The sequence below is a fragment of the Caulobacter sp. CCUG 60055 genome (assembly GCF_022750545.1).
GTDB lineage: Bacteria > Pseudomonadota > Alphaproteobacteria > Caulobacterales > Caulobacteraceae > PUIC01.
Genome location: NZ_PUIC01000002.1, coordinates 169191 through 192372 on the forward strand (window position 1 = coordinate 169191; position 23182 = coordinate 192372).

Sequence of the window (23182 nt, forward strand, 5' to 3'; positions counted from 1 at the left end):
CGATGCGGGCGACGGCCGGCCTCACCGGGCTGCTGGCGGGGCTTTCAGCCTGCCTGACCTTGCTCGCTGTTCCCGCGGCGGCGGCGCCGACCCTCGCGGGCCCGGCGCCGCCGCTGGAACTGGAGCGGTTCGTCGATGGCGTCGTCGCCGACGGGATGGCGACCGACCACGTCGCCGGCGTCACCGTGTCGATCGTCCAGGGCGGCCGGGTGGTGCTGGTGAAGGGCTACGGCCAGTCCAGCCCAGGGCGGCCGGTGGACGCCCAGCGCGACCTGTTCCGCATCGGCTCGATCTCGAAGACCTTCACCTGGATCGCCCTGATGCGCGAGGTCGAGAAGGGCCGCGTCCGGCTCGACGCGCCGGTCAACGATTACCTGCCGCCGGACATGAAGATCCCCGACCAGGGCTTCAAGCATCCGATCCGCGTCCTCGACCTGATGGGCCATTCGACCGGGTTCGCGGTCGCCGAGCGCAGCCACATCGGCGCCCCGGACCCCGCGCGCATCCTCCCCCTGGCCGAGGAGATCCGGAGCCACCGGCCCGACCGCGTGCGCGAGCCCGGCCTATTCTCCAGCTATTCCAACTACGCCGCCTCGCTGGCCGGCCTGATGGTCGCCCGCCTGGAGGGCGTGGGCTTCGAGAACCTGATCGAGCGCGACCTCACCGGGCCGCTCGGCATGACCAGCACCACCTTCCGCGAGCCCTATCCGACGCGCGCCGGGCTGCCGGCCCCCATGCCGGCGGCGCTGGCGGTGCGGGGCGCCACGGGCTTCCTCTGGAAGGACGGCGGCTACAAGCCGATGGGGTTCGAATACATCAGCCAGAACGCTCCGGCGGGCTCGGCCTCGACCACCGCGCCGGACATGGCGCGCTACATGCAGATGCTGCTGGCCGGCGGGACGCTGGACGGCGTCCGCGTCTTCGGGCCGCAGACGGCCGCCGCCTTCCGCACGCCGATCATGCACGCGCCCGAGGGCGTCAACGGCTGGGGCGCGGGGCGGCGGCGTGCGTCTTCCTCGTTTTCGCGGTCCTGCTCGGGGCCTGGGGCGGCCTGGCGCCATGGGCCTGACCACGACACGGCTTCAACAGCTTTCAATCGGAACGACAAAGGGAAAGAAGATGGGTCTGAAACGCGCGTCATGGCTGGCCGCCGCCGTCGCCCTGGCGGCCGGCGCCGCGTTCGCCGGCCCGATCACGCCGCTGGCCCAGTCGCCGACCCTGAACCGCGACCAGATCGTCTTCGCCTGGGCCGACCACCTGTGGAGCGTGCCCCGCGCGGGCGGGACGGCCAGGCAGATCACCAGCGCCGGCCATGAGGCCCATCCGGTCTTTTCGCCCGACGGCGAGTGGATCGCCTATCGCGGCGAGGTCGACGGCATCGTCGGCGACGCCTGGGAGAACCTGTGGTGCGTGGACCTGCTGACGGGCGCCTCGACCAAGGTCGACGTCCACACGGCCTCGCCGGTCTGGTCGCCGGACAGCCGCTGGCTGGCCTATTCCAAGCCGCTGGCCAGCGGCATGCACGCCGTCTGGCTGCATTCGCTGGAGACGGGCCGCAGCGTCCAGGTCACCGACGGCCTGGCCGACGCCCGCTGGCCGGTCTTCGAGGCAGGCGGCGGCCTGCTGGCCTTCGCCGTCAGCACCGACCTCGGACTGTCCCTGACCATCCAGGACATGTCGGGCATGAACCACCCGATCACCCGCACGATCTGGGCCGCCGTCCTGCGAAAGGACGCGCCGTCGCCGCTGGGCGAGCGGGCGGCCGAGGCCCTACGGCCGGCAGGGCCGTTCCGCATCGACCTCGACGGCCTCGACCGGCGGATCACCCAGCTGCCGATCGCCGCGGCCAACTACGCCGGCCTGCAGGCCGGCAAGGCCGGCGTGCTGGTCCTGGAGGAGGGACCGATCATCCAGCCCCGCTCCGGCGGCCGCAACGGCCTCAAGATCAAGCGGTTCGAGCTTGCCTCCGGCAAGCTCGAACTGATCGCCGAGCGGACGGCCGGGATCACGCTGACGCCTGACGGCGCCAAGGGGCTCTATCGCGCCGGCCGCCGCTGGTTCCTGGTCGACGCCGGCGCGCCGGCCGGCGCCCAGCCGACGGCGCTGAAGCTGACCGGCCTGGAGATCCAGGTCGATCCCCGCCAGGAATGGCGCGAGATGTTCCGCGAGGCTTGGCGCTACGAGCGGGACTTCTTCTACGATCCCGGCCTGCACGGCCTCGACCTCGCCGCGACCCAGAAGAAGTACGCGCCGTTCGTCGAGGCGGCGGGCAGCCGCGACGACCTCATCTACCTGTTCCGCGAAATGTTGGGCGACCTTACCATCGGCCACATGGCGGTGGAGAGCTTCAACTTCCATCCGCCGAACGGGCGGCGCGGCGGCTTGCTCGGCGCGGACTACAAGGTCGAGAACGGCCGGTTCCGCATCGACCGGATCTATGACGGCGAGGAATGGAACCCCGACAACTACGCGCCGCTGGCGGGCGTCGGCCTGAATGTGAAGGCGGGGGACTATCTGCTCGCTGTCGACGGCAAGGACCTGCGCGCCGGCATGGACCTCTACGCCCTGTTCGAGGGGACGGCCGGCCGGCCGACGCGGCTGAAGATCGCCGCCGATCCCGAGGGCGCGGCCGCGCGGGAGGTGACCGTCGTCCCGATCAACGACGAATATGAACTGCGCGCCCGGGCCTGGGCCGAGGACAATCGCCGCAAGGTCGATGCGCTGAGCAACGGCCAGATCGCCTATGTCCGCGTGCCCGACACCGCCGACGAGGGCTTCGCCGACTTCAACCGCTTCTATTTCTCCCAGGTCGGCAAGGCGGGGGCCATCGTCGACGCGCGCTTCAACACCGGCGGGCGGTTCGCCGACTACATCGTCGACATGATGGAGCGGCCGCTGCGCAACTGCGCGATCACGCGGGCGTCCGGCGGCTACTGCGTGCCGGCGGCCCAGATCTACGGCCCCAAGACCATGATCACCAACGAGATGTCCGGCTCGGGCGGCGACGCCTTGCCGTGGATGTTCAAGACCGGCCATGTCGGCGCCCTGGTCGGGGCCCGCACCTGGGGCGGCCTGGTCGGCGGCTCGGGCCCCAGTCTGCTGGACGGCATGGGCCTGGCCACCCCCTACCACGCCCATTACGGCCTGAACGGCCAGTGGGAGGTCGAGAACCACGGCGTCACCCCCGACTACGAGGTGGAGAACGATCCCGCCTCGGTGGCGGCGGGCGGCGATCCCCAGCTCCAGAAGGCGGTCGAGGTCACGCTCGAAGCCCTGCGCGGGCGCCGGACGGCCCAGCCCGCGCCGCCGTCCTATCCCGTTTATCAGCGGCCCTGACCGGGTCGAAAGCCGGCCCGGCCTCGGCCAGGGTCCACCATTGGAGAGCGTCGTGAAGACCGTGACCAGGCATCTGATTTCCACCGCGCTGGGCGCGGTCCTCGCCGCCGCGCTGACCGCGTCCGCCCAGGCCGCCGGCGCCGCCCCCGACATGGGCCGCGTCGACGCGGCGTTCGCGGCCCTGCCGAAGGACGGGCCGGGCTGCGCGCTGGGCATCTACAGCCACGGCGAGCCGGTGGCGCTGAAGGGCTACGGCTACGCCAGCGTCGAGCACCGGGTCCCGATCAGCCCGGACACGGTGTTCGACATCGGCTCGGTCTCCAAGCAGTTCACGGCGATGTCGGCCATCATCCTGGCCGAACAGGGCAAGCTCAGCCTGGACGACGACATCCGCAAGACCCTGCCGGAGATGCCCGACTACGGGACGCCGATCACCATCCGCCAGCTGATCAACCACACCAGCGGGATCAGGAACTATTTCGACGTTCTGTTCATCAGGGGACTGTCCCAGCGCGACCCGGTGAGCCGCGACGAGATCTACTCGGTCATCACCGGTCTGAAGGCGCTGGAATTTCCCCCGGGAACCCAGGAGAAGTACAGCAATTCCGGCTACTTCCTGCTCGGGCGCATCGTCGAGCGGGTGTCGGGCCAGAGCCTGGGACGGTTCGAGCAGGAGAACATCTTCGGCCCGCTGGGCATGACCCGCACCCATGTCCACGAGGACCTCGGCGAGGTGGTCCCCGACCGCGCCTCCGGCTATCTCCGCGACCCCAGGGGCGGCTTCCGCATGGCGGTCAGCCAGTTCGAGGGCACCGGCGACGGCGCCGTCTACACCACCGTCCGCGACCTGGCGCTGTGGGACGCCGACTTCTATCGGGGCAAGGTCTGGCGTCCGGCGGTCAAGGCCGAGATGCTGCGGGTGGGCAAGTTCGAGAACGGTCAGCCGGTGACCGCCGAGCCGGGCGTCTACTATGTGGGCGGGCTCAATCTCGGCAAGCGGCGGGGCCTGACCTATATGGGCCATCCGGGCAAGGAGCTGGGCTTCATGGCCGACCTGACCCGCTACCCCGACCAGCAGATCAGCATCGCGCTGCTGTGCAACCACATGTTCCGGATCACCGCGGTCGCCGACGCCCTGGCCGACCTGATGCTGGCCGACAAGTACGTCGAGCCCGAGCCCAAGCCCGAGGAGCCGGGCAAGCCGGCGGCCGCCGCCAAGGGCGAGCCGATCCCGGCCGCCATCCTCAGCCAGGCGCCTGGCGTCTATTACAACGACGAGATCGACGGCCGCTACGTGATCGCCGCCGAGGGCGGCGGGCTGGTGCTGCGGATGGGACCGCACCGGCAGCGCCTGGGGCCGCTGGAGTCCTTCGGCGACGAGGTTCTCGGCGCCGGCCGCACGCGCCTGCAGCTGCGCCGCGACGGTGCGGGCCGGATCGTCGGCCTGACGTTCGAGGGCTTCGAGTTCCGCAAGCTGTAGGCCCGCCGACATGCGCAGCATCCCGACATCGCCGATGGCGAAGGCCCTCGTTTTCCTGCCGCTTCTGGTCCTGATCCTGGCCGGGGCGCTGGCGGGGTTGGCGGCGGCCGCGCCGCCGGCGGGGTTCGACGATCGCGTCGAGGCCCTGCTCAGGGCCAGCGGCGCGCCGGGGATGGGCGCGGTGATCGTCGAGGGCGGCAAGGTGGCGCTCGCGCGGGGCTACGGCGTCCGCCGCCTTGGAGCGCCGGAGCGGGTGGACGCCGACACCATCTTCCCCATCGCCTCGGCCGGCAAGGCGTTCACCACGGCCGACCTCGCCCTGCTGGTGGACGAGGGGCGGCTGGGCTGGGACGACAAGGTCGTCGACCGCCTGCCGGGCTTCCAGATGTACGACCCCTGGGTCACGCGCGAGATGACCGTGCGCGACCTGCTGGTGCATCGCAGCGGCCTTGGCCTGGGGGCGGGAGACCTGCTGTTCTTCCCGCGCAGCTCGCTCAGCCGGGCCGAGGCGGTGAGCCGGCTGCGCTGGATCAAGCCGGCCACGAGTTTCCGCTCGGGCTACGCCTACGACAACGTGCTCTACATGGCCGCCGGTCAGCTCATCGAGGCGGTCACGGGCCAGACCTGGGAGCGGTTCACCCAGGAGCGCCTGCTTAGGCCGGCCGGGATGACGGTCTCGACGGCCGACGACGCCGACCGTTTCCGCACCGCCAACCGGGCCCAGCCGCACGCCCGCCTGAACGGCGCCGTGCGCGGCCAGGGCGACCAGGAGGTGCTGGACGAGCGCCAGGGCTCCGCCGAAAGCTCCGCGCCGGCGGGCGGGGTCTCCGTCAGCGCGTCGGACCTGGGCCGCTGGATCCAGATCCAGCTCGGCCATGGCCGGTTGCCGGAGGGCGGGCGCCTGTTCAGCGACGCCGCGTCGCGGGAGATGTGGACCCCGCAGACCCTGATCCCGATCCATCGGCCGCCGGCGGCCGCGGCGGCGGCCGAGCCGCAGTTCCTGACCTACGCCCTGGGTTGGGAGGTCCGCGACTGGCGGGGACACAAGATCGTCTGGCACGACGGCGGCGTCGACGGCTATCGCGCCGTGGTGGTGCTGATCCCCGAAAAGGACGTCGGCTTCGCGCTGATGCTCAACGCCGAGGAAGGCGTGGTTACGCGCGGCCTGATGTACGAGCTGCTCGACCACTATCTCGGCTTTCCGGCGGCGGACTGGCCGGCGATCCTCGGCAGGATCAAGGCGGGCCAGACCGCGGCGGCGGTCGCGGCCGTCGCCGCCACGCCGCCCGAGGTCGCCCGTCGGGCGGACGCCGGGCCGGGCCTGCCGCCCGCCCGCTACGCCGGCGACTACGTCGACCCGTGGTACGGGCGGATGGTCGTCGGAAAGGCGGGCGGCGGACTGACCATCGACTTCAAGTCGACGCCGGGCATGGTCGGCGACCTGGAGCCGTGGCGATACGAGACCTTCATCGCCCGCTGGCGGGACAAGTCGATCGAGCCGGCCTTCGTGACCTTCTTCCGGGGGGCGGACGGCGAGGTCGAGCGGGTGGCCATGAAGGCCGTCTCGCCTCAGGCGGACTTCAGCTACGACTACCAGGACCTGGACTTCCGGCCGGTCCGCCCGCGTCCCTGACGGCGTCGGCCAAGGGGCCCGTCATTCATCCTTCCGCGGACGGGTAGGGACTTCGCCGGCCAGATCGTCATGCCCGGAGAGGGGCCCTGGGGGCGCCCGCCGGGCGGTCTCGGATTCCGAACGCCTCCGCCGGGCCGAACCCAGGGAGCCGCTTGGCGCGGCGACGCGCGAGCGTGTGCGGCGGGCCGATCGCTCGAGCGCCGTGACAAGGAGTTTCCAAGCCCATGACCGAGAACCCGCCCGCCGCGGCCCATCGCCCCTGGATCGTCCTGCTGACCGTGGCGGTCGGCGTCGTCGCGACATGGCTGGCTTCGGCCACGCCCCGGCCGGCGGGGGCCGACGCGCCGCCTTCCGCCTTTTCGGCGGCGCGGGCTATGGTCGACGTGCGCGCCGTGGCGGCCAGCCCGCACCCGACCGGATCGGCCGAGATCGCCAGGGCGCGCGATCACATCCTCTCGCGCCTGCGGGCGATGGGGATCCCCGCCGAGACGCAGTCGGCCGAGGGAATCCAGGCGTCGGCCAAGCACAAGCCGGGCTTCGTGGTGGCCGGCTCGGTGACCAACGTCGTCGGGGTGCTGCCGGGCGCGGATCGCGCCGCGCCGGCGGTGCTGGTCATGAGCCACTACGACTCCCTGCCCAATACGCCGGGGGCGGGGGACGACGCGGCCGGCGTGGCCGCCTCGCTTGAGATCGCCCGCATCCTCGAGGCCGATCCGGACCGCAAGCGGGACGTGATCTTCCTGTTCACCGACGGCGAGGAGCCGGGGCTGCTCGGCGTCCAGGCGTTCCTGGCCGGCCATCCGGCCGCGCGACGCCTGGGCGTGGTGATCAACATGGAGGTGCGCGGCGACGCCGGCCGCACGGCCATGTTCGAGACCAGCCGGGACTCCGGCGCCCTGGTCCGGCTCTTCCAGGCCCGGTCGCCGAGGCCGAACGCCAACTCCCTGATGGCCGCCCTCTACCGGGTGATGCCCAACGACACCGACCTCACCACCGTGCTGGAGCAGGGGATGGCCGGGTTGAACTTCGCCTTCGCCGGAGACCAGCTCGCCTATCACACCTCGCTGTCGACGCCCGATCACCTCGACCCCGGCAGCCTGCAGGACATGGGCGACCAGGTCCTGCCCGTCGTCCAGGCCCTGGCGCGCGCGGACGCCCTGCCGGCCAAGGCGCCGGACCTGACCTATTCCGACCTGATGGGGCGCCTGCTGGTCGCCTATCCCGGCTGGGTCGGCTGGCTGCTGACCGCAGCCGCGGCCGGGCTGACCTGCGTGGCGGTCTTTCTCATGCGGCGGGACCGCCGACTGGCCTGGGGCGACCTGGCCCGCGGCTTCGGCGCGCCCGCGCTGATCCTGCTGGCGACGGCGCTCGGCCTGCATCTTTGCGGCCGCTTCCTGGGCGGCGAGAGCCCCGAGCGGGTCTACGTCCTGGTGGCCCGCTATCCGTTGCTGCTGGCTGGAGCGGCGGCGGTCGCGGCGGCCATCGTCGCCGGGGTGCTGGGCCTGATGGCCGCCGGCGCCCGACGATGGCCGCTGGCCGTCGCCGTCGTGCTGGCCGGCGCGGCGTGCAGCCTGGTCGGCTTCGACGTGGCGGGCGCCGTCGTGGGCCTGGCGACCGCCGGCCTCGCCGTCGCCTGCCTCGGCCGGCCGACCAGCGCGGCGGGGCTGTGGGCCGGCGGCCTGGTCTTCGCCCTCGTGGTCGGCGTCGTGCTTCAGGCCCTTGTTCCCGCCGCCGCCTTCCTGGCCCACTGGCCCCTGCTGCTCGCCGCGGGCGCGGCGGTGATCGTCCTCGCCTTCAGGCTGGAGCCGGCCTCGCCGCGGGGCGCGGCTGTGCTCGCCGCCGCCGGCGTCGCCGGGATCGCCCAGATCGGCTGCTGGGCCGGCGGCTTCTTCCTGTTCATGGGGCCGGTGGTCCCGGAGATCCTGGCGTTGTTCGCGCCGCTGGCGGCGCTGGTTCTCGGTCCGGCCCTCTACGCCGCCTGCGCCCGCCAGGCCGGACGGCGCGGCGCGCTCGGCCTGCTCGTCCTCGGGGCGGGGCTCCTGGCGCTGACCGGGCTGCAGGACTGGCCGGGGGCCTCGCCGCGCCGGCTGACCCAGCTGTTCTACATGGTCGACGCCGACGCCCGGGCCTATAGGCGGGCCAGCGCGACGCGCTCGCTCGACCCGTGGTCGCGTTCCGCCCTGGGCGAGCATCCCTTCAAGGCCAAGATGCCGCTGGTCGCCTCGGGCCAAATCTGGCTGGGCCCGTCCGCGCCGGTCGCGGTCTCAGGCCCGGAGATCGTCGGCGCCGCCACGCCCGCGGGCCAGGCCAGCAAGGTCGTCCTCCGCGTCCGTCCCGGCCCCGGCGGCGGCCAGCTGAAGATCCTGATCCAGCCCACCAAGGCGCTGCGCAACCTCGTCCTGAACGGAAGGCCGCTCAATACCCTGAGCGAGGTCGCCGAATATTCGCTCAACCGGGTGGCGGTGGTCTATTCGGCCCCGCCGGCCGACGGGGTGACCATCGGTTTCGACGCCCCGCCGCACGGCGAGGTGCAGGTCACCGCCCTGGATTTCCGCGACGGGCCGCCCGCGGCCGACAAGCCGTTGCCGCCGAGGCCGGCCTCGTTCCTGACCTGGGGGCTTTCGGACGCCACCGTCGTCCAGCGCGTCCTGAACTATGCTTGGTGAACCTGGCCGCGGGCGGCGTCGCGAAATCGGGAAGAAGGGGTTGGACATGATCGGGCGGGTCTGGATGGCGGCGGCTTTGCTGCTGGCCCTGGTTTGGGCGCCTCAGGCGCGGGCGGCGGCGGCCGAGACGCCCAGGGCCGGCGCGATCGTCAGCGAACAGCGGACGTTCACGACCAGCGACGGCGCGGCGGTTCCCTACGAACTGGGCACGCTCTACGTCCCCGAGAACCGCGCCGATCCGCGCAGCCGGATCATCGGCGTCGGGTTCGTCCGCTTCCGCGCGACCGGTCCCGCCGCAGGCGCGCCGACCTTCCACCTGCCGGGCGGACCCGGCAGCTCCTACGTGGCCTGGCTAAACGACGGCTCGGCCCTGTCGCGCCGGCGGGTGACCAAGATGCTGCTGCCGTTCCGCGCCGTCGGCGACGTGGTGCTGATCGACCAGCGGGGCTTTTCGACACGGGGCGACCAGCTGACCTATCGGGAGCGGCCGGCGGCCGCGCCGCTGGACCGGCCATCGACGATCCATGAGGACACCAAGGCGTGGCTGTCGGCCATCCGCCTGGGGCTCGCGGCCTATCCGGGCAAGGACCTTTCCGGCTACACCATCGCCGCCTGCGCCGACGACGTGGACGCCCTGCGCCAGGCCCTGGGCTATCCGCGCATCGTGCTGGTGGGGCAGAGCTTCGGGTCGCAATGGAGCCTGGCGGTCATGCGCCGGCATCCGCAGATCGTCACCCGGGCCATCCTGTCCGGCGTCGAGCCCCTGAACAACCACTACGACATGCCGTCGCACATCTTCGCCTCCCTCCAGCACCTGGCCTGGGAGGCCGACAAGGACCCGCGCCTGGCCCCCTGGCTGCCGCCGGGCGGGCTGATGGCGGCGGTCTGGGCCGTCCGCGACCGCCTGGCCCAGGCCCCGGTCACGGTCGAGGCGACGGACGGGACGGGCGGCCCGCCCCGGACGGTGGTGCTGGGCCTGGGCGACTTCCAGCAGGCGCTGCTGTCGCCGCCGGAGGTCTGGCCGGCCATGGTCCTGTCGCTCTATCACGGCCATTACGAGGGCCTCGCCGCCCAGGCGATCCGCGAGCGGGCGGTCAGCAGCAAGCCCGAGGCCCTGATCGGCCCCCTGATCGACATCAGCCTCGGCGTCACGCCCGAACGCCAGCACCTGCTGCGCTCGGACCCCGGGCTGGCCTTCATGGGAGCCTGGAACTTCGACGGGTATCTCGCGGCCAAGCCGTTCATCCCGACCCCTGACATGGGCGACGAACTGCGCACGCCGGTCCGCAGCGAGATTCCGGTCCTCTTCGTCCATGGCGACTGGGACATCTCGACGCCGATGGAGAACCCCCTCGGGCTCGTGCCCTACTTCCCCAACAGCCATCTGCTGCGGGTGCATCGCGGCGGCCATACGGCCAGGGCGGCGCTGTTCGACCAGGACGCGCCGATCGTCGGCCCGATCCTCGACTTCGCGCGAACCGGCGCCCTCGCGGGCCTGCCCGACGAGACCGCGCTCCCCGCCCCGACCTTCCAGACGCCGTCGTTCCCGCCGCCCGGCCGCTGAACGGCGCCAAGGTTCGCGCGTCCCGAGAGGTAGGGACAGCGGCGGGTCGCGCGTCATAGGGGCATGCCCGGGGACGGTCCCTCGCGGTCGCAGGGAGGCAAGCGCGATGGAAGCCGCGTCACGCACGGGCGAGGATGTGGCGGCGTCGGCGGTCAGCCCGACGACCGTCGCCCCGGAGCAGTCCTGGTTCGGCCATCCGCGCGGCCTGACCGTGCTGTTCCTCACCGAGATGTGGGAGAACTTCTCGTTCTTCGGGATGCGGGCCCTGCTGGTCTACTACATGACCAAGCAGCTGATGATCGACCAGCGCCACGCCTCGCTGGTCTACGGCCTCTATACGGCGTCGGTCTTCTTCACGCCCATCGTCGGCGGCGTGATCTCCGACCGCTGGCTCGGCCGCCGGCGGGCGGTGCTGATCGGCAGCGCGGTCATGGCGCTCGGCCATTTCATGATGGCCTCCGAGGCGCTGCTCTATCCCGCCCTGGCGGTGATCGCGCTCGGCAACGGCCTGTTCCTTCCCAGCCTGCCCAGCCAGGTCAAGGGCCTGTACCGCCCCGGCGACCCCCGCGCCGGGGTCGCCTACAACGTCTATTATGTCGGCATCAATCTCGGCAGTTTCCTGGCCCCGCTGGTCTGCGGCACGCTGGGCGAGTTCCTGGGCTGGCACTGGGGTTTCGGCGCGGCCGGGATCGGCATGCTCGCCGGGCTGGTGATCTACGCGGCGGGCAAGCCCTATCTGCCGGCGGACCCGCCGCGCGGCCGCGCGGCGCGCGAGGCGCAGGCCGGCGACGGCGCGCAAGGGGAGGGGGCCGTCGCACGCCTCCTGCTGCTGGCCGGCGTGGCCGCCACCGTGGTGCTGTTCCGCATCGCCTACGAGCAGACCGGCAACACCATCGCCCTGTGGGCCGACGAGGCCGTCGACCGGCGGCTGACGGCCGGCTGGTCGGTGCCGATGACCTGGTTCCAGTCGCTGAACCCCATGCTGGTCTTCCTTCTGACCCCGCCGCTGATCGCGGCCTGGGCCCGCGCCGCCGGTCGGGGCCGCGAGCCGTCGACCATGCGCAAGATGGCGACCGGCGCGGCGATCGTCGCGGTGTCCTATCTGGTGCTCGCCGGCGCGAGCTTCGCCGCCCACGGGGACCGCGTCAGCTGGATCTGGCTCGCCGCCTTCTTCGCCCTGCTCACCGCCGGGGAGCTGTTCATCCTGCCGGTGGGCCTCGGCCTGTTCGGCAGCGCCGCGCCGGCGGGCATGGCGGCGACCACCATCGCGCTCTGGTTCCTGGCGGCGTTCTTCGGGAACCTGCTGGCCGGGGCGCTGGGCTCGCTCTGGCAGGTCATCGACCACGGCTGGTTCTTCATGATCCTCGCCGCGACGGCCGCCGCCGCCGGCGTCGTCCTGCTGCGGTTCGAGCGGGCCGTGGCGCGGATCGACGACCGGTTTCCCACCAAGCCCCCGCGGTCCTGACCGCGTCTAGCCCATCAGGATGACGCCGCCGGGCAGGCGCCGGACCTTGAGGTCGAGCAACTGCTGGATCTGGCTGACGGCGTTGTCGATCTGGGCGGTGTGCAGCACGGCGTTGACCGGCCGGCGTCCGATGGCGGCGTCGGCGAGCACGATGTCGCCGGTGCGGTAGCGGTTGATCTGGCGGACCACTTCCGACAGCGGCGTGTTCTCGAACACCAGCATCCCGTCGCGCCAGGCGGTCGCCACGCCCGCCCTGATCCTGGCGCGCTCGACCGCGCCGTTCGCCCGCACCGTCACCCCTTCGTCGGGCCCCAGGGCGAAGCCGGTCTCCGCGCGGCGGCACCGCACCTGGCCCGAGACGCAGGCCACGCCGATCTCGCCGCCGATGGCCTGGACGTTGAACACCGCCGCCTGCGCCGCCGCGCGCACGCCGCCGGCGCGCACTTCGAAGCCGCCCGCGGCGGCCGGTCCGACGCTGACCAGCGCCTCGCCGCCGACCAGGGTCATGCCGCGGCCGCCATCGGCCAGGGAGAGGCTGGTGCGCGAGTTCATCTCCACCGAGACGCCGGGCGCGGGCGCGAACGTCGTGCGCTGGCCCGCTCCGGTGCGGCGGTCGGCCGTCAGCTCGGCGTAGGAGGGCCACAGGCCCAGCGGCGGGCGGACCAGTCCATAGAGGCCGGCGGCGGCGAACAGCCCTGAGCCGGCGGCCAGCACGGCCCGTCGCCCGACGGCCGGCGCCGGCGGGTTGTCGACCAGCGCGCGCGTCAGGCCGGTCAGGCCGGCGACATGGCGGAACGCCGCCTCGTGTTCGGGGCTCCGGCCGCGCCAGGCGGCCAGTTCGCGGGCGTCGTCGTCCGTCGCCCGGCCGGAGGTGAGCGTCACCAGCCAGTCGGCCGCCTGGCCGAGCAGCCGGTCGGCCTCGTCGTCCGGCGGCGCCGTTATCGTGCTATCCATCGCTCAGCGCCCATCGCGTCAGTCCGAAATCCATTCCGTGGAGCATTCCCTATTTTCTGGACACGCGCAGAGCCCCGCGCGCGAAAAGGTTTTTTCGCGCCGTGCGGCGCGCGCAATGAAGAATGGCGCTGCGCAGCTCCATCTGGATCATCCGGACGCTGACGCCGTAACGGGCGGCGAGCGTCTCGTGATCGACCTCCTCGTAGATCGCCGCCAGGAAGATCTCGCGCTGCCGGGGTTTCAGCGTCTTCAGCGCTCGTTGCAGGGCCGCCAGCTCGCTCCTGGCCTCGACGGCGCGGTCGGGACCGGGAGCGTCGTCGGCCAGGCCGAGTATGGCCTGGATCTCGACATGGCCGAGCACTCGCCGCCGGGCCGCCTCCAGGTCGCGGGCGGCGTTCAGCGCGCCCCGGAACAGATAGGACGGCGGATCGGCGACAGGGGCCAGGTCGGCGCCCTCGGCGAGCTTGATCCACATCTCGTGCAGGGCTTCGCTGGCCAGGTCGCGTGAGCCCAGCCGCGAAGCCAGGCCGGCGCGCAGCCGCTCGTATTGGTCGACCAGGGTGGCGCGCAGGCGGATGCGGGTGTTGCTCACCGTTCAGCCCCGCGCCCCGAAGCGGTCGGTCGCGACCTCGAAATAGAGCGCGTCGGCCAGGCCGGACGGGGGCGGCGGCAGCATCCGCCCGGTCAGGCCGCGCCTGACCCGGTCGTCGCGGCCGGCGTCGCCGCTGCCCTGCAGCAAGGTCACGCGGTCGATGCGGCCGGCCGGGCTGACGGTCAGCGCCAGCTTCAACCGGAAGACCTTTCCGCGCAGGGCCGGGTCTTCGCCGAGGATCGACTGGATGTCGGCCTGGGCCGCCTGGGCGTAGCGCTGGAAGGCGGCGCGGTCCGGCGCGCCGATCACCACCGAGGCGCGGACCTCGGCCATGTCCAGGCGCAGGGCGGGCATGCCGGCGGTGTCGACGCTCGCGCGAGGCGCGGTCGCGCCGGCGGCGTGCACGATCACCGCCCTGGGATCGGTGAAGCGCGCGGTCAGGCCGGTGCCGGCCAGCAGGGCCCGCAGGGCGACCTGCGGCGCCATCCGCCCCTTGAGCGGGGCGGAGAAGCGGCCCTCGCCCAGGGCGTTCTCGTAGAGGATATCGACGCCGCTGGTCCGGGCGAAGCCCGCGAGCGCGGCGTTCAACGGCTGAGCGGGGATGTCGTAGTCCTGCTCCGGCCCCGGGCGCGCGGGCGTCTGGGCGAGGGCGGGCGTCCAGCCGGCGGTCGCGGCCAGGCACGCCGCCGCGCAGATCGCCTTGAATTCCTGGGCGGGGCGGGCCGGCCTTCGCATCTGGTCCATCAGCCCAGCCTGAAGGCGACCGGCAGGCTGATGCTCAGGCGCTCGGGCCAGTCGGCCGGGAACACCGGCAGGGGCTGGGCCCGCATCACGGCGGCCACCGTCTCGTTGTCGATCGCCGCCACGCCGGAGCTGGATTCGATCCAGACGTCGATGACGCGCCCCTGCCGGTCCATGATGAAGTGCAGGACGGCGACGCCCTGTTCGCCGGCGCCGCGGGCGGCCGGGGGATAGATGCGGAAGCGGGCGAGGTGGGTCTGCAGCCGGGCGCGGTAGGCCAGCATTTCGGCGCTGGGCAGGTCGGCGGTCGAGCGGGTCGCTTCGGCGCGGGCCTCGGAAGGGCTATCCGATCGGTCGGCGGGGCCGGCGGCGCTCCGGGCCGGGGCCGGGCTGGCGAGCCGCTCGCCGCTCGCGGGACGCGACGCCTCCTGCCGCGTGGCCCGCCCGCCCTCGCTGGCGGCCGGAGCCTCGCCGGCGTGGTCGCCGGCGCGGACGACCGGCGTCAGGTCGACCAGGATGGCCCGGCCGGAATCCTCGACGGCGCGGCCGCGATAGGGAACGCCGTTCGCCGCCGCCGACAGCAGGGCGAGCCCCACCGCGACATGCAGGGAGGTCGCCCCGAGCAGGGCGATCCAGCGCGTTCCGCCGTCCTTGGTCATCGGGTTGTCATTCTCGGCCGCGAACCTAGGGGCAGTTTGTCGCGGCTTGATGACAGCGGAGGTCGGGCGCGGCCGTTGTCACGCCGCCCGGACGCTCCCCGAAAAAAGTCCTTCGCAAACCGGCGGGGCCTCCGTCTGTAGCAATAAGGGGGACTCCGATGCGTGCTTCTCAGACCGTCAAACCGCAGCTTGCTGCCGCCGACTTCGGCGTGGCCGAGGACTGGACCCGGTTCGTGCAGGCCGGCCAGGTCGTCGGCGACGTGCGCCGCTTTGGCCGCCGCCGGCGCCTGGAGCTGGCGGCGAACGCCCGGACCTTGCGGCTGATCGCGCCGTTGTCCGGCGCGGCGGTCGTGGTGGTCGACGGCGGCGTGCGCCACATCGCCGCCGGGGCGGCCCTGATCCTCAACCGGCCGCAGGCGGTCGAATGCCTTTGGAGCGCCGGCGCGTCGGGGGTCCTGCTGCGGGTTCCCGTCGGTCTGGTGCAGCGGGCGGTCCCGGCCGTCTTCGCCGAACCGCGCCGGCTCGCGCCTGTCGATCACGTGGTCCGCCTGGACGGCGAGGGCGCCCGCCTGGGCGCCGCGCTGGCCGAGCTTCGCGACCTGGCCGCGGCCGAGGGCGCGCCCGAGCCGGCCGGGCTGGACCTGAGGCTCGGCGAAGCCGTGGTTCGCGCCCTCAAGGGCGAGGCGCCCGACGACTGCTTCCCGGTGTCCCGTTCGCTCATGCGGGCGGTCGACCACCTGCGCGCCCATCCCGAAAGCCGCTGTTCGGCGGAGGCGCTGGCCGGGATCGCCGGCGTCACCCTCCCGACCCTGCAGCGCAACGTCAGGACCTGCCTGGATATGTCGCTCGCCCGCTTTGTCGAGCGGGAGCGCCTGGGCTGGGTTCGCGACCGCCTGAGGAGCGCGGAGGAATGCCGGTCGATCGCCCGGCTGGCCGAGGCCGTGGGCTATCGCACCGCCACCACGCTCGCCCGCAACTATCAGCGGCTGTTCGGCGAGACGCCGACCCAGACCCGGGCGCGAGCCTTCGCGCCCAGGGGGCGCTGATCCGCCGCCAAGGCGGTTGAAAATTCGACGGCGTCCGCCGCCTTGATGTAAAGTCAAGGCGTGTCGTCTCGTTGTTTCTATACATAGTTGATTCATTGAAGTTGTTATCGGCCTTATTGGCCGCATTCGTTCGATATTGTCTCGTATATGTGCGACGTGAGTTGTCATTTAAATTACATATAAGCAAGCTTTCACCGCACGAAAGCCAAAATCGAAATCCATTTCCGATATTTTGACTTGTTGGGAATTTCCCGCGAGGGCAAGAGCCGCCTCGTCATCTTAGGCGCGCCGCCAGGGCCGGCGGGGGCGTCGAGCGATGTTTGCCGGGGGCTCGATGTTGAACACTGGAAGTTGGTTGCGGGCGTCGGCCTGCGCGACGGCGCTTCTGGCGGGAACCGCCGCGGCGGCCCCGGTCGCAGCTCAGCCCGTAGAGGCCGGCGAGGCCCAGGGCGGCGCGCAGGCGGCGGCCCGGTTCGAAGTGCGCGCCATCCAGGTCAAGGGCGCGACCCTGCTGCCGGCCGAGGTGATCGAGGACGCCGTCTATCCGTTCACCGGGCCAGACCGGACCGCCGACGACATCGAGAAGGCCCGCGCCGCCCTGCAGAAGGCGTTCGAGCAGCACGGCTACGGCGCCGTGACGGTGTCCATTCCCGAGCAGTCGGTCGAGGGCGGGATCATCCGCCTGGAGGCGCAGTCGCAGACCATCGGCCGGGTCGAGGTGGCCGGGGGAACCCGCACCAGCCGCGACTGGGTGCTGTCGCGGGCTCCGTCGCTGCGTCCCGGCGGCGCGCCGAACTTCTCCGACGTCCAGCGCGACATCGTCGCCCTCAACGTGTCGGCCGACCGCAGGATCACCCCGGAGGTCAAGGCGGGCGCCGCGCCCGGCACCATCGACGTGGTGCTCAACGTCGAGGACCGCACGCCCTTCCACGCCACCGCCGAGCTCAACAACTTCAGCTCGGCCTCGACGACGGACCTGCGCGCCGCCGCGTCGGTGCGCTACGACAACCTGTGGGGACGGGGCGACAGCGTGTCGGTCTCGACCCAGACCGCGCCGCGCCGGCCCAAGGACGGCACGGTGCTGTCGGTCAACTATCTGGCCCGCGTGGGGTCGGCGCAGCTGCTGGGCTACTACGTCCATTCCGACAGCGACATCAGCGTCATCGGCGGCGCCAGCGTGGTCGGCAAGGGCGATCTCGGCGGCGTGCGCCTCATCGCCCCGCTCAGCCGCAGCGAGGGCTTCTATCAGAGCCTGACCGTCGGCCTCGACTACAAGAATTTCGGCGAGGACGTCGCCCTCGGCGCCGACCGCGACCGGGCGGCGATCCGCTACGCGCCCCTGACGCTAGGCTGGCGCGGCGACTGGTCGGCGGGGCGGCTGAAGTCGAACCTGACGGTCACCGGCGTGTTCGGCCTGCGCGGCCTCGGCGACGGTCTGGCGCGGTTCGACTACAAGCGCTTCGGCGCCAGCCCGAACTTCTTCGCGCTCAAGCTCGACGGCGCGGCGACGGCCGACCTTTGGCGGGACTTCCAGCTGCGTCTCCACGGCGTCGGCCAATGGGCGCCCGACCCCCTGATCTCGAACGAGGGCTTCAGCCTCGGCGGCATGGAGACCGTGCGCGGCTATTACGAATCCGAGGCGCTAGGCGATTACGGCGCGGCGCTCCAGGTCGAGCTGCGGTCGCCGCCGCTGGCTCCGCTGGGCGGCTCGCTGCTGAACGACCTGCGCCTCCACGCCTTCGCCGACTGGGGCGTCGCCGGCATCCACCGGCCGCTCGCCGGCCAGCGCAGCGAATACAACCTCGGCTCGGCGGGCGGCGGCCTGCGGGTCCGGCTCTTCGACTACCTGAACGGCGCCGTCGATGTCGGCGTGCCGCTGCGCTCGGGGCCCGACACGGCCTCCGGCGATGTCTTCACTCGCTTCCGCATGTGGGGGGAATTCTAGACCATGACGCTATCTGCCCGCTTGAAAAAGGCCGCGGCCGGCTTGATCGCCGCCGCCGCGTTCACTGGGATCTGCACGCCGGCCCTGGCTTGGCAGGACGGTTGGTCGTACCGGACGCGGATCGTTCTGACGCCGGGCCAGGCCGGGGCGACGGGTGAGATCGGGACGACGCCGGTGCTGATCCGGCTGCATTCCGGGAACTTCACCTTCACGGACGCCAAGCCGGACGGCTCGGACCTGCGGTTCTACGCGGGCGACGACAAGACCCCGCTGAAGTTCCAGATCGAGAAGTGGAGCCCGAGCGAAGAGGTCGGGCTGGTCTGGGTGCTGGTTCCCGACCTGAAGGCGGGCGGCCCGACGCCGATCCTGGCCTATTACGGCAACGCCAAGGCCGGCCCGGGCGGCGACGCCAAGGGCGTGTTCGGCGGCCGGGCGGTGGTGTGGCACTTCGCCGAGGCGGGAGCGCCGCAGGACGCCAGCGGCTCGGGGGTGACGGGCAGCGTCGGCGGCGCGCGCAACGGCGCGGGGCTGATCGGCCAGTCGCTGAAGCTCGAGGGCGGGGCGGGGATCGGCCTGCCGGCGGCGCTGGCGCTCAGCGCGCCGGCGACGGTGTCGATGTGGGTCAAGCCGGCGGCGGCTGGGAGCGGCGGGACGCTGTTCTCGGCCCCGGGATCGCTGACGGTGGGGCTGGACGGCGGGACGGTGTTCGTCGAGGCCGGCGGGCGCAGGGTCGCGGCCGGCCAGCCGCTGGCGGCCGACAGCTGGACGCACGTGGCGGTCAGTTCGGACGCGGGGCGCACGACGCTCTATATCGACGGCAAGCCGGCCGGCGAGATCGCCGGGACGCTGGGGCCGTCGACGGGCCAGGTCGCCCTGGGCCAGGGCTTCGCCGGCGAGATCGACGAGTTCGAGATCGCCCGCAGCGCGCTGACGCCGGGCGCGATCCAGCTGGCGGCGGCCAGCCAGGGCGTGGGGGCCAAGCTGGCCAGCTTCGACAAGGCCGAGCAGGTCGACAAGGACGGCCACGGCTATTTCGGCATCCTGGTCAAGGCCCTGACCCCCGACGCCTGGGTGGTGATCGTCCTGCTGGCGGTGATGGCGGCGATCAGCTGGCTGGTGATGATCGGCAAGGGCCTGATGCTGGGACGGACGGCCTCGGCCAACGAAGACTTCCTGGAGGCCTACGAGGCCGCCGCCGCCGGGCGCTCCGACCATGACGGCCTGGCCGAACTGCCGGCCGCCGTGGTCCAGGGGCCGTCGTCGCTGGCCCGCCTCTACCGCATCGGCCAGCGCCAGCTGAACCGCCGCCTCGCCGAAGGCCGGGCCGGCGGCGGGCGCTACGCCATCCGCGCCCAGTCGATCGCCGCCATCCGCTCGGCCCTCGACGCCGGCCAGGTGCGCGAGAGCCAGAAGCTGAACAAGTGGATGGTGCTGCTGACCATCGCCATCTCGGGCGGGCCGTTCCTGGGCCTGCTGGGCACCGTGGTCGGGGTGATGATCACCTTCGCCGCCGTGGCCGCCGCCGGCGACGTCAACATCAACGCCATCGCCCCCGGCATCGCCGCCGCCCTGCTGGCCACCGTCGCCGGGCTCGGCGTCGCGATCCCAGCCCTGTTCGGCTACAACTACCTGCTCTCCCGCATCGAAGAGATCAGCGCCGACGAGCAGATCTTCGTCGACGAGCTCGAAAAGCGCATCGCCGAAACCTGGCAGGACGTCGAGGCGCCCGCGCCCAAGACCCCCGGGCGGACCGGTTCGGCCGCCGCCGTCGCGGCCGAATAGGGGGAGGGGGCCGTGAAAGTCAGCGCCAAGCGCAAGGCCTATGACGAGATCAACATCACCCCGATGCTCGATCTCGCCTACGTCCTGCTCGTCATCTTCATCATCATGACCACGGCGGCGGTGCAGGGGGTCAAGGTCGCCCTGCCGACCGCCTCGGCGGCCCAGTCGCTGAGCCAGCCCAAGACGCGGGTGATCTCGGTGCAGAACGACGGCACGGTCAGCCTGGACGCGACGCCCGTGTCCATGGCCGAGCTGCAGGCCCAGCTGGGTCAGGCGGTGGCCGCCGATCCGCAGGTCCCGGTGATCCTGCGCGGCGACCGCGTGGTGCAGTACGACCGCATCATGCAGGTGCTGGACCTGTGCTCGAAGGTCGGCGTCGGCTCGCTGGGCCTGGCCTCCACCCGCCCGCCGGGCGGAGCCTGAGGGCGGGCGATGACGAGCCAGGACCTAGAGGGCGGCCCGCGCCGCCGCCGCCGCCGCGCCCGCGGGTGGACGGCCCTCGGCGTGCTCGCCCTGGTCGCGGCGCTGGTCGGGCTCGGGCTGTGGCTGCGCGGCCCGACCATCGGCGAGCGGACGGCCGAGCGGAAGATCATCAACGTGGTCTTGCCGCCTCCGCCCCCGCCGCCCCCGCCGCCGCCGCCCAAGGAGAAGCCGCCCGAGCCGGAGCCGCCCAAGGTCGTCGACCAGCCGGATCCCAAACCCACCCCGCCGCCGCCCACGCCCCAGCCGCAGCAGGCCCAGAGCAACGACGCCCTCACCGCCAGGCAGGGCGCCGCCGCCGGGAACTTCGGCCTCGCCGCCGGCGACGGATCGGGATCGCGCATCGGCGGAAAGCCGGGCGGCGAGGGCTTCGCCGCCTACGCCGAGCGCGTCCGCGCCGAGATCCACCGGGCCGCCAGCGGCGAGCGGGCGTTGCAGGGCAAGTACCGCGTCGAGGTGCGGGTCTGGATCGACGACGACGGCCGGATCAGCCGCGCCGAGATCGCCGACGGGTCGGGCGACCGCCGCCGCGACGCGGCGCTGGAACGCCTGTTGGTCGGTCTCCAGCTCTCCCAGCGCCCGCCGCCCAAACTGCCTTCGCTTCGGCTCGAAATCGCCAGGACCGGCGCGTGAACGCCCGCCCGACCATCTTCAAGAGGACTGTCATGTACCGCTCCATCGTCCGTCGCGGCCGGCTCAAGGCCATGCTCCTGGCCTGCGCCGCCGGCCTGTCCCTCGCCGGGCCGGGCCTGGCCCACGCCCAATCGGCGCCCCCCGGCGGCCAGGTCGACTCCCGCGCGCTGCTGGAGCTGATGGTCGCCAAGGGCCTGGTCAGCCGCGCCGAGGCCGACGGGCTGATCGCCAAGGCCACGATCGCGCCGGCCCCGGCGGCGGCCATCCCGGCCGGCGGCCTGGCGGGCGACACCCTGACCGTGCCCTACATTCCCAAGACCGTCCGTAACCAGATCAAGGAGGAGCTGCGCGCCGAACTGACCAGCCAGGCGGCCGCCGAAGGCTGGGCGCGGCCGGGCGAGGTCTCCGAGTGGACCAAGCGCATCACCCTGTCGGGCGACATCCGCGTCCGCGGCGAAGGCGTGACGATGGGCGACGGCAATTTCGGCCTGGCCTTCCCGAACTATCAGGCGATCAACGCCGGCGCCGGCTACGACATCAGCCGCAGCAACCGCAACAGCGCCCCCTTCCTCAACTCCACCGAGGACCGCTACCGCGCCCGCATCCGCGCCCGCATCGGCCTGACCGCCCAGATCGACGACTGGATCACCGGCGAGCTGCGCGTCGCCACCGGCTCCGACAGCAGCCCGGTCTCGACCAACCAGACCCTCGGCGGCTCGGGGCCGTTCAACAAGTACGCCATCTGGATCGACCGCGCCGACATCCGCCTGAAGCCGGTCGAAGGCGTCGAACTGGTCTTCGGCCGCTTCGCCAATCCGTTCTGGACCACCGAACTGCTGTTCGACGAGGACCTGAACTTCGACGGCGTCGCCGCGTCGGGCCGCTACGCCCTGACCGACCAGATCGCGCTGTTCGGCGCCGCCGGCGCCTTCCCGATCTTCAACACCGACTTCAACCTGGGCTCCAACAACACCGGCGCCTATTCGTCCCACGACAGGTACCTGTTCGCCGGCCAGATCGGCGGCGAGTTCAAGCCCGACGACACCCTGGGGGTGAAGCTGGCGGCGGGCTACTTCGTCTTCGACAAGACGCAGGGCCGCACGTCGAGCCCGTGCCCTTACTACGAGACCAGCTGCGACACCGACGCGACGCGGCCGCAGTTCGTGCAGTTCGGCAACACGCTGTTCCCGATCCGCAACGTCACGCCGAACCCGGCCCTGCCCAACCCGCTCGACAGCCCCGAGGTGCAGTATTTCGGCCTGGCCTCGAAGTTCGAGGTGCTGAACCTGCACGGCCAGGTCGACTACACCGGCTTCCGCGACTTCGGCGTCCGCGTGGAAGGCGACTTCATCAAGAACCTGGCCTTCGACCGCGCCCGCACGGCCGCCCGCGCCGTCAACAACCTCGGGCCGGACCGGTTGATCCCCGATCCCAAGGACTCGACCAAGACCGTCCGCATCCCGGGCGTCTGGGACGGCGGCGACATCGGCTGGCAGGCGATGGTCAGCGTCGGCAAGCCGAGCCTGACCGCGCGGGGCGACTGGCGGCTGTTCGGCGGCTATCGCCACGTCGAGAGCGACGCCACGCTCGACGCCTTCGTCGACAGCGACTTCCATCTCGGCGGGACCAACGCCAAGGGCTGGATGCTCGGCGGCGGCTACGCGTTCGGCAAGAACACCTCGATCGGGGCCCGCTGGCTGTCGGCGGACGCGGTCAGCGGCGTTCCCTATTCGAACGACGTCGTCCAGATCGACCTGCAGACGCGCTTCTGACCATGAGCCGGGCGCCGCTTCCGCATCCGCCGGTCCTCGTCCCCGTCGCGGCGCGCCTGTGCGTCGCGGCGGCGGGCGTCGCCCTGGCGGCGGCGTCGCCGGCGCCCGCCACTATCGGCGGCCCGCCGGACGCTTCCGTCTGCGTCACGGTCGAGGTGGCCGGGGCGCGGAGCGGGACCCTGGACTGCGCCGCCGCGCGGCTGCGCGCCGCCGCCCAAGCCGCACAGGACAAGGCCGCCCAGGATCGCGCCGCCGATGGCGGCGGCCTCGACGCCCCTTCCGCCCGTTCGTCGGCCGCCGTGGTCGGCGCGGCCCTTCCCGCCGCCACGCGGCAGCGGCTGGGCTCGGCCTATGGCCATGGCGTGCGGCCCCAGCGGCCCGCGCCGCCCGTCTACACGCCGCCCCTGGGCAAGACGCCATGAGCGTCGCCGCGC

Annotated in this window: 18 protein-coding genes; 14 read left to right on the plus strand and 4 right to left on the minus strand. The window is 72.4% G+C overall.

Annotated elements, in window-relative coordinates:
• Positions 1–2: 2 nt before the first annotated feature.
• From C5708_RS04545 to C5708_RS04575, 7 genes are all read left to right on the plus strand, one after another.
• Positions 3–1316 carry a serine hydrolase domain-containing protein gene (locus tag C5708_RS04545; RefSeq protein WP_242918520.1) on the plus strand — a complete coding sequence of 438 codons (1314 nt, stop codon included), beginning with the start codon at positions 3–5 and terminating at the stop codon, positions 1314–1316.
• 367 nt (positions 1317–1683) lie between these two features.
• Positions 1684–3336: a S41 family peptidase gene (locus C5708_RS04550; RefSeq protein ID WP_278253780.1), complete on the plus strand. Its 1653-nt coding sequence runs from the start codon at positions 1684–1686 to the stop codon at positions 3334–3336.
• A gap of 52 nt (positions 3337–3388) precedes the next feature.
• Positions 3389–4816 carry a serine hydrolase domain-containing protein gene (locus C5708_RS04555; protein WP_242918326.1) on the plus strand — a complete coding sequence of 476 codons (1428 nt, stop codon included), beginning with the start codon at positions 3389–3391 and terminating at the stop codon, positions 4814–4816.
• Between the two features lie 34 nt (positions 4817–4850).
• Positions 4851–6449, plus strand: coding sequence for a serine hydrolase (locus C5708_RS04560; RefSeq protein WP_242918328.1), 1599 nt, complete (start codon positions 4851–4853; stop codon positions 6447–6449).
• A 224-nt stretch (positions 6450–6673) separates the two neighbouring features.
• On the plus strand, positions 6674–9115 hold the full coding sequence (locus tag C5708_RS04565) for a M20/M25/M40 family metallo-hydrolase (RefSeq protein WP_242918330.1): 2442 nt from the start codon (positions 6674–6676) through the stop codon (positions 9113–9115).
• Positions 9116–9161: 46 nt separating this feature from the next.
• Positions 9162–10679 (plus strand): alpha/beta fold hydrolase, encoded by a 1518-nt coding sequence (locus C5708_RS04570; RefSeq protein WP_242918331.1) that lies wholly within the window; start codon positions 9162–9164, stop codon positions 10677–10679.
• 106 nt (positions 10680–10785) lie between these two features.
• Positions 10786–12144, plus strand: a complete 1359-nt coding sequence (locus C5708_RS04575) for a peptide MFS transporter (protein WP_242918333.1) — start codon at positions 10786–10788, stop codon at positions 12142–12144.
• A 6-nt stretch (positions 12145–12150) separates the two neighbouring features.
• On the opposite strand, the gene C5708_RS04580 is transcribed toward C5708_RS04575, so the two are convergent.
• From C5708_RS04580 to C5708_RS04595, 4 genes are read right to left on the minus strand one after another with little or no spacing between them, the layout of a single operon-like run.
• Complete coding sequence (locus tag C5708_RS04580) at positions 12151–13098, minus strand: DUF4880 domain-containing protein (protein WP_242918334.1); 948 nt, start codon at positions 13096–13098, stop codon at positions 12151–12153.
• A 49-nt stretch (positions 13099–13147) separates the two neighbouring features.
• Complete coding sequence (locus tag C5708_RS04585) at positions 13148–13690, minus strand: sigma-70 family RNA polymerase sigma factor (protein WP_242918336.1); 543 nt, start codon at positions 13688–13690, stop codon at positions 13148–13150.
• A gap of 3 nt (positions 13691–13693) precedes the next feature.
• On the minus strand, positions 13694–14434 hold the full coding sequence (locus C5708_RS04590) for a TonB C-terminal domain-containing protein (protein ID WP_242918338.1): 741 nt from the start codon (positions 14432–14434) through the stop codon (positions 13694–13696).
• Complete coding sequence (locus C5708_RS04595; RefSeq protein WP_242918340.1) at positions 14434–15090, minus strand: energy transducer TonB; 657 nt, start codon at positions 15088–15090, stop codon at positions 14434–14436. The genes C5708_RS04590 and C5708_RS04595 overlap by 1 nt, the downstream gene beginning before the upstream one ends.
• 158 nt (positions 15091–15248) lie before the next feature.
• Here C5708_RS04595 and C5708_RS04600 point away from each other — a divergent pair, with 158 nt between their 5' ends.
• The 7 genes from C5708_RS04600 (at position 15249) to C5708_RS04630 (ending at position 23170) form a co-directional block, all read left to right on the plus strand.
• Positions 15249–16136, plus strand: a complete 888-nt coding sequence (locus C5708_RS04600) for an AraC family transcriptional regulator (protein WP_242918342.1) — start codon at positions 15249–15251, stop codon at positions 16134–16136.
• A gap of 334 nt (positions 16137–16470) precedes the next feature.
• Complete coding sequence (locus C5708_RS04605) at positions 16471–18081, plus strand: ShlB/FhaC/HecB family hemolysin secretion/activation protein (protein WP_242918344.1); 1611 nt, start codon at positions 16471–16473, stop codon at positions 18079–18081.
• A gap of 3 nt (positions 18082–18084) precedes the next feature.
• Positions 18085–19863 carry a DUF2341 domain-containing protein gene (locus tag C5708_RS04610; protein ID WP_242918347.1) on the plus strand — a complete coding sequence of 593 codons (1779 nt, stop codon included), beginning with the start codon at positions 18085–18087 and terminating at the stop codon, positions 19861–19863.
• Positions 19864–19875: 12 nt separating this feature from the next.
• Positions 19876–20286 (plus strand): biopolymer transporter ExbD, encoded by a 411-nt coding sequence (locus C5708_RS04615; protein WP_242918349.1) that lies wholly within the window; start codon positions 19876–19878, stop codon positions 20284–20286.
• A 9-nt stretch (positions 20287–20295) separates the two neighbouring features.
• The gene (locus tag C5708_RS04620) at positions 20296–20976 is read left to right on the plus strand and encodes a TonB C-terminal domain-containing protein (protein WP_242918351.1); all 681 of its coding nucleotides are present in this window, start codon (positions 20296–20298) and stop codon (positions 20974–20976) included.
• Between the two features lie 32 nt (positions 20977–21008).
• On the plus strand, positions 21009–22748 hold the full coding sequence (locus tag C5708_RS04625) for a putative porin (protein ID WP_242918353.1): 1740 nt from the start codon (positions 21009–21011) through the stop codon (positions 22746–22748).
• Between the two features lie 2 nt (positions 22749–22750).
• Complete coding sequence (locus C5708_RS04630; RefSeq protein WP_242918355.1) at positions 22751–23170, plus strand: hypothetical protein; 420 nt, start codon at positions 22751–22753, stop codon at positions 23168–23170.
• Positions 23171–23182 lie beyond the last annotated feature (12 nt).